This window comes from Acidovorax sp. CF316 (genome assembly GCF_000276605.1).
In the GTDB taxonomy this organism is placed as follows: Bacteria; Pseudomonadota; Gammaproteobacteria; order Burkholderiales; family Burkholderiaceae_C; genus Acidovorax.
In genome coordinates, this window is record NZ_AKJX01000301.1 from 1 (window position 1) to 12,742 (window position 12,742).

Annotated in this window: 12 protein-coding genes; 10 read left to right on the forward strand and 2 right to left on the reverse strand. The window is 66.7% G+C overall.

Going from position 1 to position 12,742, the window contains the following annotated elements; translation table 11 throughout:
- From PMI14_RS33030 to PMI14_RS33060, 7 genes are all read left to right on the forward strand, one after another.
- Nucleotides 1–288 (forward strand): branched-chain amino acid ABC transporter permease (locus PMI14_RS33030; RefSeq protein ID WP_007862160.1); only part of this gene is annotated, 288 nt, incomplete at its 5' end.
- Between the two features lie 4 nt (nt 289–292).
- Nucleotides 293–1,369, forward strand: coding sequence for a branched-chain amino acid ABC transporter permease (locus PMI14_RS33035; RefSeq protein WP_007862161.1), 1,077 nt, complete (start codon nt 293–295; stop codon nt 1,367–1,369).
- Nucleotides 1,366–2,205, forward strand: a complete 840-nt coding sequence (locus PMI14_RS33040) for an ABC transporter ATP-binding protein (protein ID WP_007862162.1) — start codon at nt 1,366–1,368, stop codon at nt 2,203–2,205. The genes PMI14_RS33035 and PMI14_RS33040 overlap by 4 nt, the downstream gene beginning before the upstream one ends.
- A complete protein-coding gene (locus PMI14_RS33045) occupies nt 2,202–3,023 on the forward strand; it encodes an ABC transporter ATP-binding protein (RefSeq protein ID WP_007862164.1) in 822 nt (273 codons plus the stop codon). The genes PMI14_RS33040 and PMI14_RS33045 overlap by 4 nt, the downstream gene beginning before the upstream one ends.
- A 5-nt stretch (nt 3,024–3,028) precedes the next feature.
- Complete coding sequence (locus PMI14_RS33050) at nt 3,029–4,885, forward strand: long-chain fatty acid--CoA ligase (RefSeq protein WP_007862166.1); 1,857 nt, start codon at nt 3,029–3,031, stop codon at nt 4,883–4,885.
- Between the two features lie 82 nt (nt 4,886–4,967).
- The gene (locus PMI14_RS33055; RefSeq protein WP_007862167.1) at nt 4,968–6,128 is read left to right on the forward strand and encodes an ABC transporter substrate-binding protein; all 1,161 of its coding nucleotides are present in this window, start codon (nt 4,968–4,970) and stop codon (nt 6,126–6,128) included.
- A 116-nt stretch (nt 6,129–6,244) separates the two neighbouring features.
- Nucleotides 6,245–7,408 (forward strand): acyl-CoA dehydrogenase family protein, encoded by a 1,164-nt coding sequence (locus PMI14_RS33060; RefSeq protein ID WP_007862168.1) that lies wholly within the window; start codon nt 6,245–6,247, stop codon nt 7,406–7,408.
- 25 nt (nt 7,409–7,433) lie between these two features.
- Here PMI14_RS33060 and PMI14_RS33065 read toward each other — a convergent pair whose 3' ends face one another.
- A complete protein-coding gene (locus PMI14_RS33065) occupies nt 7,434–7,739 on the reverse strand; it encodes a hypothetical protein (protein ID WP_007862169.1) in 306 nt (101 codons plus the stop codon).
- A gap of 247 nt (nt 7,740–7,986) precedes the next feature.
- Between PMI14_RS33065 and PMI14_RS33070 the strand changes: the two genes are divergently transcribed.
- Nucleotides 7,987–8,616 (forward strand): outer membrane beta-barrel protein, encoded by a 630-nt coding sequence (locus PMI14_RS33070; RefSeq protein WP_007862170.1) that lies wholly within the window; start codon nt 7,987–7,989, stop codon nt 8,614–8,616.
- 75 nt (nt 8,617–8,691) lie between these two features.
- Here the strand turns inward: PMI14_RS33070 and PMI14_RS33075 are convergent, their stop codons facing one another.
- Nucleotides 8,692–8,970, reverse strand: a complete 279-nt coding sequence (locus PMI14_RS33075) for a hypothetical protein (RefSeq protein ID WP_007862171.1) — start codon at nt 8,968–8,970, stop codon at nt 8,692–8,694.
- A gap of 217 nt (nt 8,971–9,187) precedes the next feature.
- Here PMI14_RS33075 and PMI14_RS33080 point away from each other — a divergent pair, with 217 nt between their 5' ends.
- The gene (locus PMI14_RS33080; RefSeq protein ID WP_007862173.1) at nt 9,188–10,393 is read left to right on the forward strand and encodes an acetyl-CoA C-acetyltransferase; all 1,206 of its coding nucleotides are present in this window, start codon (nt 9,188–9,190) and stop codon (nt 10,391–10,393) included.
- 20 nt (nt 10,394–10,413) lie between these two features.
- The gene (locus PMI14_RS33085) at nt 10,414–12,576 is read left to right on the forward strand and encodes a 3-hydroxyacyl-CoA dehydrogenase NAD-binding domain-containing protein (RefSeq protein WP_007862174.1); all 2,163 of its coding nucleotides are present in this window, start codon (nt 10,414–10,416) and stop codon (nt 12,574–12,576) included.
- Nucleotides 12,577–12,742 lie beyond the last annotated feature (166 nt).

Below are 12,742 nucleotides of genomic sequence, written 5' to 3' on the forward strand. Positions count from 1 at the left end.
CCCCCCGCCGTGGCGGCGGTGGCCGGGCTGCTGCTGGCGCCCATCACCTTCGTGCACGCCAACATGGGCCTGATCGGGCTCAAGGCCTTTCCGGCCGCCGTGGTCGGAGGCTTCGGCAGCCTGCCGGGTGCCATCGTCGGCGGCCTGGTGATCGGCATCGTGGAGTCGTTCTCGGGCTTTTACCTGCCCGACGGCTTCAAGGACACGGCCGCCTACATCGTGGTGCTGGTCATGCTGATGGTGCGGCCCAACGGACTGTTTGGCGAAAAGCTGAGAAAGAAAGTCTGACCCCATGCGCTTTCTTTTCAAGACTTCCTACGAGCAGGACCTGCGCCTGGCCAAGCACGGCGGGCATGTGTTCTGGTACGGGCTGCTGTGCCTGGCCCTGGTGGCGGCGCCCTGGGTGGCGCCCGAGTACTGGTTGGCGCAGCTGACCTTCGTGCTCATCTACGCCATCGTCGGCCTGGGGCTGATGCTGCTGGCGGGTTTCACGGGGCTGTTCTCGCTCGGGCATGCGGCCTTCCTGGGCGTGGGGGCCTACACGCAGGCGGTGCTCACGGGCATGGGCTGGCCGTTCGCGCTGTCGCTGGCCTGCGCTGCGGGGCTGTCGGCCGCGGTGGGGGTGATCGTGGGCCTGCCGGCGCTGCGCGTGAAGGGCATCTACCTGGGCATGGCCACGCTGTCCTTTGGCTTCATCGTCGAGGAGGTATTCGCGCGCTGGGAGTCGGTCACGGGTGGCAACTCGGGCAAGCACCTGGTGCCACCCGAGATCTGGGGCTTCAAGTTCGAATCCACCGAGTCCTTTTACTTCCTGTGCCTGGTGATCGCCGTGGTCAGCACCCTGGCCATCCTGAATCTGCTGCGCTCGCCCACGGGCCGGGCCTTCGTGGCCATCCGCGATTCGGAGATCTCGGCGCAGAGCATGGGCATCCATCTGGCGCGCTACAAGACGCTGTCGTTCTCGTTGTCGGCGGCGCTGGCCGGCATCGGCGGCGCGCTGTACGCGCACAAGCTGCAGTTCATCTCGCCCGACCAGTTCAACATTTTGCAGTCCATCGACCTGCTGCTCATGATCGTGATCGGCGGGCTGGGCTCGGTGCATGGTGCCTTCCTAGGCGCCATCTTTTTGATCTCCATGCCGCAGCTGATCTCGCTGGGCAAGGACTGGCTGCCCGCCGCCATCGGCCAGGCCCCGGGCCTGCAGGCCGTGGTCTACGGCGCCGTGCTGATCCTCTTCGTGCTGTTCGAGCCCATGGGCCTGTACGGCCGCTGGCTCAAGGTGCGCACCTGGCTGCAGCTGTTCCCGTTCTACCGCAAGGGCCTGTTCAAGCGGCAGAAGTCCTTTCAAAAATCGGACAGGCTGAAATGACCGACGACATCCTGCTCAGCGCCCAGAACCTCAGCGTGCGTTTCGGCGGCGTGCTGGCCGTGAACAACGTGGGCTTCGAAGTGCGCCGCGGTGAGGTGTTCACCCTGATCGGACCCAATGGCGCGGGCAAGACCACGGTGTTCAACCTCATCAGCCGCATCTACACGCCCACCGCCGGCACCATCCACTATGCAGGCCCGGACGGCATGCTGCCGCTGACCGACCAGCCGCCGCACAAGGTGGCCGGCCTGGGCATTGCGCGCACCTTCCAGAACATCGAGCTGTTCGAGCACGCGAGCGTGCTGCACAACCTCTTGATCGGCCGCCACACGCGCCGCGAGACCGGGCTGTGGGCCGACCTGCTTTTCACCCGCCGCGTGCGCGATGCCGAAGTGCGGGCGCGCGAGAAGGCCGAGGAGATCATCGACTTCCTGGACCTGCAGCACTACCGCGACACGCTGGTGGCCGGCCTGCCCTATGGCGTGCGCAAGGTGGTGGAGCTGGCCCGGGCGCTGTGCACCGAGCCGCGCCTGCTGCTGCTGGACGAGCCCTCCTCGGGCCTGAACGTGGAGGAGACCGACGACATGGCCTTCTGGATCCAGGACATCCAGCACGAGCTCGGCATCACCGTGCTGATGGTGGAGCACGACATGTCGCTGGTGTCCAAGGTATCGGACCGGGTGCTGGCCATGAACCAGGGCGAGGTGGTGGCCATGGGCACGCCGCGCGAGGTGCAGGCGCACCCCGGCGTGATCGAGGCCTACCTGGGCACCATCGACGATGTGAGCAACCTGCGCCGCCCGACGGGCAGCGCACCGGCAAGGATGGCACGATGACCGTCATTCCGTTCCCCGGCCCATCCGGCCCCGGCAGCACCGCAGAGGGCACGCCGCTGTTGCGGCTGCAGAACGTGGAAAGCGCCTACGGTCCCATCAAGGCCATCCGCGGCGTGAGCCTGCAGGTGCAGCGTGGCGAGATCGCGGCCGTGCTGGGCAGCAACGGCGCGGGCAAGACCACCATCCTCAAGACCATCTCGGGCATCATCGACCCGCGCCGGGGCTCCATCGAGTTCCAGGGTGCCCACATCACGGCCGCCGACCCGGCCGCCATCGTGCGCCGGGGCCTGGTGCACGTGCCCGAGGGGCGCGAGGTGTTCGCTCTGCTGTCGGTGCGCGACAACCTGCTCATGGGGGCCTACACGCGCAGCGACGCCGACGCGGTGGCGCGCGACCTGGAGCTGGTGTACGCCTACTTTCCCATCCTCAAGGAACGCGCCGCGCAGGACGCGGGCCTGCTCTCGGGCGGCCAGCAGCAGATGCTGGCGATCTCGCGCGCCCTCATGGCCAACCCCGAGCTGATCCTGCTCGACGAACCCAGCCTGGGCCTCTCGCCCAAGCTCACCAAGGAGATCTTCGAGATCGTGGTGCGCATCAACCGCGAGCGCGGCACCACCATCCTGCTGGTGGAGCAGAACGCCAACATGGCACTCAACGCCTCCGACTACGGCTATGTGCTGGAGAACGGCCGCATCGTGATGGAAGACAGCTGCGAGCGCCTGCGCGAGAAGGACGACATCAAGGAGTTCTACCTGGGCATGAAGGACGCCGGCGTGCGCGGCGAGCGGCGCTGGAAAAAGAAGAAGAACTGGAGGTGACCGGCATGTCCAATCTATGGGACCTCTCCCACATCCAGCCGGCCGGCACCGACGTGCTCGCAGGCGACACCATGGCCGCCATGTTCTGGAACGGCGTGGCACAGCGCGGCCCCAAGGTGTGGCTGCGCCAGAAGCAACTGGGCATCTGGAAGAGCTGGACCTGGGACCAGACCGCCGATGCCGTGCGCGAGATCGCGGGCGGCCTGATGGCGCTGGGTTTTGCGCCGGGCGACTGTGCGTCCGTGCTGTCGAGCACCAACATCGAATGGGTGCTGGCCGATCTGGCCGTGCTCAGCTGCGGCGGCGTCTCCAATGGCATCTACCCCACCGACGCGGCCAGCCAGGTGCACTACCTGTGCGAGGACTCGCGCACCTGCGTGCTCTTCGTCGAGGACGACGAGCAACTGGACAAGGCGCTGGAGGTGCGCGCGCAATTGCCGCTGCTGCGCAAGATCGTGGTCTTCGACATGGAAGGCCTGCGCAGCCTCGCGGACCCCGGCATCATCAGCCTGCAGGCATTGCGCGCGCTGGGCCGGGACTGGAACGCGCAGCACGCGGGCGCGCTGGAGCGCCGCGTGCAGGGCTGCAAGCCGGAGGACGTGGCCATCCTGGTCTACACCTCGGGCACCACCGGCAAGCCCAAGGGCGCCATGCACACCCATGCTGCGCTGGCCTATACCGTGCGCGGCTACAACACGCTGATCTCGCGCACCGAGGACGACGAGGCCATGTGCTTCCTGCCGCTGTGCCACATCGCCGAGCGCATGGGCGGCGAGTACTTTTCGCTGTACACCGGCTCGCGCCTGAACTTCGTGGAGAACCCCGACACCGTGCCCGAGAACGTGCGCGAGATCGCCCCCACCGTGTTCACCGCCGTGCCGCGCGTGTGGGAGAAGTTCTATTCGGGCGTGATGATCGCGCTCAAGGAGTCCACGAAGCTGCAGCAGGCGGCGTACGCCTGGTCCATCGGCGTGGGCACGCGCATTGCCGAGCAGGTGCTGGCCGGCAAGCCCGTGGGCGCCGGGCAGAAGCTGCAGTTCCAGCTGGCACGCTGGCTGGCGCTGGACAACGTGCGCAAGCTCATCGGCATCCACCGGGCGCGCTTTCTGGTCACGGGTGCGGCACCGATCTCACCCGACCTGGTGAAGTGGTACCTGGCGCTGGGCGTGCCCATGCTGGAGGTGTGGGGCATGACCGAGACCTGCGGCGCCGCCACCGGCGTTCCGGCCAGCCGCATCAAGCCCGGCTCCATCGGCCCCGCCGCGAGCTACAACGAGGTGCGCGTGGACCCGGCCACGGGCGAGATCCAGGTGCGCGGCCCGAACGTCTTCAAGGGCTACCTGAACCAGCCCGAAAAGACGGCGGAGACCATCTCCCCCGACGGCTGGCTGCACACCGGCGACGTGGGCGTGATCGACGCCGACGGCTACCTGCGCATTACCGACCGCATGAAGGACATCATCATCACGGCCGGTGGCAAGAACATCACTCCGAGCGAGCTGGAGAACGAGCTCAAGTTCAGCCCCTACGTGACCGACGCGGTGGTGATCGGCGATGCGCGCCCCTACCTCACGGTGATCATCATGATCGACCAGGAGAACGTGGAGAAGTACGCGCAGGACCACGACGTGCCGTTTTCCAACTACGCCAGCCTCACGCGCGCCCCTGAGGTGCAGGCCCTGATACAGGCCGAGCTGGACCGCGTGAACACCCGCTTCGCGCGCGTGGAGCAGATCAAGAAGTTCTTCCTCCTGGACACGCAGCTTTCTGCCGAGGACGAGGAGCTGACCCCCACCATGAAGCTCAAGCGCAAGCTCGTGCAACAGAAATACGCGGCCCAGATCGAGGCCATGTACCGCTGACCCGCCCATAGGGAAAGTGCTGGTGCCCGGTACCGGGCATCGTTCTATAACGACGAATCCGATCCATCCAAGGAGACGTGCCATGAAACTTCATCACCTCGCTGCGCTGGCCACCGTGGCCCTGGCCGGCACCGCCGCGCAGGCCCAGACGCAGGGCGTGAGCAAGGACACCATCAACCTGGGCTCCATCCAGGATCTGTCGGGGCCGCTCGCGGGCTTCGGCAAGCAGGTGCGCCTGGGGATGATGCTGCGCGTGGACGAGGCCAACGAGCAGGGCGGCGTGAACGGCCGCAAGATCGACCTCAAGGTCGAGGACTCGGGCTACGACCCCAAGAAGGCGGTGCTGGCGGCGCAGAAGCTCGTCAACCAGGACAAGATCTTCATGATGGTGGCGCACATCGGCACGGCGCAGAACCTGGCGGCCATGCCGGTGCAGTTCAGCAAGAACGTGATCAACTTCTTCCCGGTGACGGCCGCGCGCGAGATGTACGAGCCCTTCCACAAGCTCAAATACTCGTTTGCCGCCACCTACTACGACCAGATCCGCCTGGCCGCACCCAAGCTCATCAAGGAAAAGGGCGCCAAGAAGATCTGCACCATCTACCAGGACGACGAGTTCGGCCTGGAGGTGATGCGCGGCGGCGAGGCGGCCCTGAAGGCCATGGGCATGGACTTCACCGAGAAGACCTCGTACAAGCGCGGCGCGACCGACTTCTCGTCCCAGGTGGCGAAGATGAAGGCGGCCGACTGCGACTTCGTGGTCCTGGGCACCATCATCCGCGAGACCATCGGCACCATCGGCGAGGCGCGCAAGACCGGTTTCAACCCCACCTTCCTGGGGTCGAGCGCGGCTTACACCGACCTGATCCACAAGCTGGGCGGCAAGCCCATGGACGGCCTGTACGCGACCATGACGGTACAGCACCCCTACCTGGACGAGGCCTCGCAGCCCATCCGCTTCTGGGCCACCAAGTACAAGACCAAGTTCAACGAGGACCCGACCGTGTTCTCGGTCTACGGCTACGGCGCCATCGACGCCTTCATCCGCGCGGCGCAGAAGGCCGGCACCTCGCTGACCACCGAAAGCTTCATCAAGGCCATGGACACCATGGTGATCCCGCCCGACATGTTCGGCAGCGCGGAAGCGTCCTACGGCCCGCAGAAGCGCCTGGGCAGCGACCTGTCGCGCCTGTCACAGATCCAGGACGGCAAGTGGAAGGTGGTATCGGACTACGTCAAGTGAACGGCAGCTGAAGCGCAGCCGGGCCGCCCTTTCGGGGCGGCCTTTTTCTTGGTGCCTGTCCATGGCAGAATTTTGAAAAGCATCCGCTTTGCAAAATAACACCGGAGACGAACGCCATGATCGAACGCACCCTCTTCAACGCCGACCACCAGGCCTTTGCCGAAAGCTTCGCGCGCTTCCTCGACAAGGAGGTCGCCCCCCACCACGCAGCCTGGGAGGAACAGGGTTACGTGGACCGTGCCGTATGGGCCAAGGCCGGCGAGAACGGCTTTCTGTGCATGAGCCTGCCCGAGGAATACGGCGGCGCGGGCGCCGACCGGCTCTACTCGGTGGCCCAAATGGAGGCCATCGCGCACGTGGGCTTCACCGGCCTGGGCTTCGGATTGCACAGCGAGATCGTGGCACCCTACGTCCTGCACTACGGCACCGAGGACCAAAAGCGCCGCTACCTGCCGCAACTGGCCAGCGGCGCCATGGTGGGGGCCATCGCCATGAGCGAGCCTGCGGCCGGCAGCGATCTGCAGGGCATCAAGGCCACGGCCGTGAAGAGCGCCGACGGATCGCACTATGTGCTCAACGGCAGCAAGACCTTCATCACCAACGGCTGGCATGCGGACCTGGTGATCGTGGTGGCAAAAACCGACCCAGCGGCGGGAGCCAAGGGCACCAGCCTGTTCCTCGTGGAGCGAGGCATGCCGGGGTTCGAGAAGGGCCAGCGTCTCAAGAAACTGGGCATGAAGGCGCAGGACACCTCCGAGCTGTTCTTCACCGACGTGAAGGTGCCCGCCGAGAACCTGCTCGGCGGCCCTGCCATGGAGGGGCGCGGTTTCGTCTGCCTGATGGAGCAGTTGCCCTGGGAGCGCATGCAGATCGCCATCAGCGCCGTGGCAGCCGCGCAGGCAGCCATCGACTGGACGGTGGAGTACGTCAAGCAGCGCAAGGTCTTCGGCCAGCCCGTGGCCGCCTACCAGAACACCCGCTACACCCTGGCCGAGCTGCAGACCGAGGTGCAGGTCGCCCGCGTGTTCGTTGACAAATGCTGCGAACTGGTCGCGGCGAACCAGCTCGACACCGCCACCGCCAGCATGGCCAAGTACTGGACGACCGACCTGCAGTGCAAGGTGATGGACGAGTGCCTGCAGCTGCACGGCGGCTACGGCTACATGTGGGAATACCCCATCACCCGTGCCTATGCCGACGCCCGGGTGCAGCGCATCTACGGCGGCACCAACGAGATCATGAAGGAAGTGATCACCCGCGCGATGGGGCTGGGCAAGTAGCCCGGGCCGCAGCCTGGAGCTGCGCTTACAGCAGCCAGGTCTCGCGGATCTCTTCGGGACTGAGCTTGCGCGGGGCCGGTGCAGCGCCGCGCACCTGCAGCCAGTCGCGCACGCCGTCGCGGCCGCTGAGGCCACGCACCAGCAGCACCCCGGCGGCGAGGCCGCGCACGGCGGCCGCACTGCGGCTGGGCGCCATCAGCGCGGACACGGCCAAGCCCGCGCCAGCGGCCAGGGCCAGGTGGTGCTCGAGGAAAAAGCCGGAGCGCGCGTCGTCGTATTCGATGGCGTCGCGCGCCAGGCGCTGCAGGGATTCGGAAAGGGTTTTTGCCATTGTTCTGGTGGGGGCGGTCAATAAGCAGCCCCGTTTTCGCAGGATAAGGCCATCCAGGCCCAGCCCACAAGAATCTGTTCAAAGACGACAGGATAGCGCGTTGCCAGCGCCCTTCCTTGCAGGCCGATTCCTACAAAAGCCGCTTACCAAATCCCACGTGCTGTTACATGGCAGCCGCCTAAATTGGAAGTCAGGCGGCCTGCGTGTGCGGGTGCCAAAAACGGTGTCCTTATCGCGGGAGACTTCCATGAGGCATGCACGGCGCAGCAGCACTTCCCCCTGGCTCATTGCCGCCATCGGCGGCGCGCTTTTCGGCGTCGTGTGCGGCGTGGCGCGAGCGCAGGCCCCTGCCGACGTATCTCTGCCTTCCTCCAGGTCCGTCCTGCCCTTCACCCAGGCCGGCTATGTCGGCCTGTCGGGCGGGCGCTCCCGGTACGACCTGTACGCGGGGCCGACCGGGCTGGCCTACGACGACAGCGATACCGCCTGGAAGCTCAGCACCGGCGGTTACTTTCACCGCAACTTCGGCGTCGAGGTGGGCTACCTCGATTTCGGCCGTGCCTATCGGCTCGATGGCCGGACCAAGGCCCGTGGACTGAACCTGAGCCTGGTGGGGCGTGCCCCCATCGGCGACCGCCTGGAGCTGTTTGCCAAGGCCGGCACCACCTACAGCCGGACCTTAACGTCCGCAGAGCCCGTCTATGGCCTGCGCACCGGCAGGAACAGCGGCATGGGCCTGTCCTTCGGCCTGGGTGCCAGCTGGGGCTTCACGCCCAACATCGCCGCCGTGCTGGAGTGGGAGCGCCACCGCCTGCACTTCTCGGACGATACGGCACCCGCCGACCTGGCCACCGTGGGCGTGCGCTACCGGTTCTGAGGTGGAACGACGGGGGAGCACCCAGCGCCCTCCGCATGTGCCCTGTCCGGGCCCTTGCGGACGCCATCGTCCACCTTACTCTGCCCGATCAGGCTGCTCGTAGTGGTCTTCCCACCGCAGCGGGTTGGACACGCCAGGTTCGCGCCAGACGAAGAACAGCGTGGCCGGAACGATCAGCGCCGCCATGCCCATGAACGACCCCAGCAACCAGAAAGCCACCAGCACCGCGAGCAGGCCCCCGGCGCTGAAGAGGATCGCGTGCTGGTCCATGGGCCCAGGCCCGGCGCGCGCTGGGGTCGGCATGGCATTGCCGTCCGACGAACCTGCCCCGCTGCGCTGGATGCTGTTGCTCATGGTTCACCTGGATGTAATGTGGGATGGATAAGGCGTGCCGCAATGAGTTTCGAAGGCTTTGCGTACGCCGGCCGTCATCCAAACCGGGGAGCCGCTGCCATCCTGCTCCTACACCAGGAGGACCGCACGTCTGGTCAGGTGTCACCATTTATACAAAGCAGGTGATCTGCATAAAGCCGTCCCGCCCTATACTGCGGCGACAAACTGGAGACACGCCATGACACAAGCCTATGTGTTCGATGCCATCCGCACGCCGCGGGGCAAGGGCAAGAAGGACGGCAGCCTGCACGAGGTCAAGCCCATCAGTCTGCTCACCGGCCTGCTGGCCGAGCTGCAGCGCCGCCACCGCTTCGACACCGCTGCGGTGGACGACATCGTGATGGGCATCGTCTCGCCCGTGGGCGAGCAGGGCTCGGTGTTGCCCAAGGTGGCGGCACTCAAGGCGGGTTGGGACTTCCGCGCTTCGGGCCTGCAGGTCAACCGCTTTTGCGCGTCGGGCCTGGAGGCCGTGAACCTGGCCGCGCAGAAGGTGCGCTCGGGCTGGGAAGACCTGGTGGTGGCCGGTGGCGTGGAGAGCATGAGCCGCGTGCCCATCGGCTCGGACGGCGGCGCCTGGGCGCAGGACCCGGACACCAACTCGGCCACGCTGTTCGTGCCCCAGGGCATCGGCGCGGACCTGATCGCCACGCTCGATGGCTTCACACGCTCCGACGTCGACGCCTATGCGGTCGAATCGCAGCGCCGGGCCGCCGCCGCGCGCGCGGCCGGCTACTTCAAGCAATCGGTGGCTCCCGTGCAGGACTTCCTGGGCCTGCCCATCCTGGAAGAGGACGAGTTCATCAAGCCGCAGACCACGCTCGAAGGCCTGGCCGCGCTCAAGCCCTCGTTCGAGCAGTTGGGCGGCATGGGCTTCGACGCGGTGGCGCTGCAGCGCTACCCGCAGGTGGAGCGCATCCACCATGTGCACCATGCGGGCAATGCCTCGGGCATCGTCGATGGCGCCGCAGCGGTGCTGATCGGCAACGAATCCGCGGCCACGGCCCATGGCCTCACGCCGCGCGCGCGCATCGTGGCCACCGCGCTCAGCGGTGCCGACCCGACCATCATGCTCACCGGCCCCGTGCCGGCCGCGCGCAAGGCACTGGCCAAGGCCGGCCTGGACATCGGCCAGATCGACCTGTTCGAGGTCAACGAGGCCTTTGCCGCCGTGCCCATGCGCTTCATGCGCGAACTGGGCGTGCCGCACGACAAGGTCAACGTCAACGGCGGCGCCATCGCCCTGGGCCACCCCCTGGGCGCCACGGGCGCCATGATCCTGGGGACGCTGATCGACGAGCTGCACCGCCGGCAACTGCGTTACGGCCTGGCCACGCTGTGCGTGGGTGGCGGCATGGGCATTGCCACCATCGTGGAACGCGTGTGATGACGACGACGGAGAACACCATGCAGACCATCCGCTACGAACTCCTCGATGCCGCCGACGGCAAGGTTGCGCTGATCACCTTCGACGAACCGGACTCCAGCGTCAACACCATGTGCCGCCAGTGGCAGGCCGACCTGGGCGAGGCCACGGCGCGTGTCGTGGCCGATCGCGCCCAGCTCAAGGGCGTGGTGCTGGCATCGGCCAAGACCAGCTTCTTCGCGGGCGCCGACCTCAAGGCCACCATGCGGCTCACGCCTGCCGATGCGCCCACCGCCTTCGGCGAGATCGAGCGCATGAAAAAGCACTTTCGCACGCTGGAAACCCTGGGCATCCCCGTGGTCAGCTGCCTCAACGGTGCGGCCCTCGGCGGCGGCTGGGAGGTGGCGCTGGTGGGCCACTACCGCATTGCCGTGGACAACCCGCGCATCCAGTTCGGCCTGCCCGAGGTGACCCTGGGCCTGATGCCCGGCGCCACGGGCATCACCAAGATGACGCGCCTGCTCGGTCTGATGGGTGCCCAGCCCTACCTGCTTGAAGGCCAGCTCTTCAATCCGCGCGAGGCGCTGGAGCTGCAGCTGGTGCACGAACTGGTGGCCACGCCCGAGCAACTGCTGCCAGCAGCACTGTCCCGCATCGCGACCCATCCGCACTCCGTCCAGCCCTGGGACGACAAGAACCACAGGATGCCCGGCGGCACGCCCGCCAACCCCAAGGTGGCCGGCGCACTAAGCGTGGCACCCGCCATGCTCAAGAAGACCACGCGCGGCCGTTACCCCGCGCCCGAGGCGATTCTGGCCACCATGGTCGAAGGCGCCATCGTCGATTACGACACGGCGCTGCGCATCGAAAGCCGCTACCTGGCCCGCCTGATGACCGGCCCCGTGGCGCGCAACATGATCAATACGTTCTTCTTCGACATGAACGCGATCAAGAGCGGCCAGTCGCGCCCCGGCAATGCCCCACGCTACAAGCCGCAGAAGGTCGGCATCCTGGGCGCCGGCATGATGGGCGCAGGCATCGCCTGGGCCCAGGCCAGCCGGGGCATTGCCACCGTGCTGAAGGATGTGAGCCAGGAAAAGGCCGAGGCCGGCAAAGCCTACAGCGCCAGGCTCTCGCAGGCACGCGTGGACAAGGGCCGCATGGAGGCCACGGTGCAGCAAGCACTGCTCGCCAAGATCACGCCGACCGCCGATGCCGCAGATCTGGCCGGCTGCGACCTGGTGATCGAGGCGGTGTTCGAGAGCCGCGAGCTCAAGGCGAACGTGACGCGCGAGGCCGAGCCCCAGCTCGCCGAGGGTGGCTTCTTCGCCAGCAATACGTCGACCCTGCCCATCACCGGCCTGGCGCAGGCCAGCCGCCGGCCCGCGAAATTCGTCGGCATCCACTTCTTCAGCCCGGTGGACAAGATGAAACTGGTGGAGATCATCCGCGGCCAGGCCACGGACGACGAGACCGTGGCGCGTGCCTTCGACTACGTGCAGGCACTGGGCAAGGTGCCCATCGTGGTTAACGATTCGCGCGGCTTCTATACCAGCCGCACCTTCGGCACCTACGTGATGGAGGGCGCGGCCCTGCTCGGCGAGGGCGTGCCTGCGGCGCTGATCGAGAACGCGGCCATGCAGGCCGGCATGCCCGTGGGGCCGCTGGCCGTGCTCGACGAGACGGCGCTGACCCTGAGCGTGCATGTGCTCGACCAGACGCGTGCCGACTATGCGGCCGAGGGGCACACTTACCTCGCCACGCCCGGCGAGCTGTTGGTGGAGCGCATGGTCAAGGAATTGAAGCGCCCTGGCCGCGCGGGTGGCGGCGGGTTCTATGACTACCCCGCGGGCGGCAAGAAGCAGTTGTGGCCTCAGCTGCCGTCGCTGTTCGGGCGCCCCGCCGACACTTCAAGCTCCCTGAGCGTGCAGGAGATCCAGGATCGCTTGCTGTACCGGCAGGCGGTGGAGACGGCACGGTGTCTGGCAGAGGGGGTGCTCACGAGCGTGCACGATGCGAACATCGGGTCGATCTTCGGAATCGGGTTTCCGGCGTGGACCGGGGGGGCGATGCAGTTCATCTATGGAACGGGGGTGGAGGCGTTCCTTGCGCGGGCAGATGAATTGGCGCAGAGGTTTGGGACGGGGTTTGCGTTGGATGCTGCGGCGCGTGATGCGATTGCGCGGTTTCAACCTCGGTATTGAGGCTTGATAGCGAAGCTAACGATTTGCTTGGTCGCTGTGCGGGAGCCGGGATGTGCGCCCGGCGGCGCACCTACCTTCTTTTGCTTCGCCAAAAGAACGTAGGCCAAGAAAAGGCGACCCCGCTGCCCGTGTCCCCCTCGCCGGTGGCGAGGGGGCAGCCTGCGAT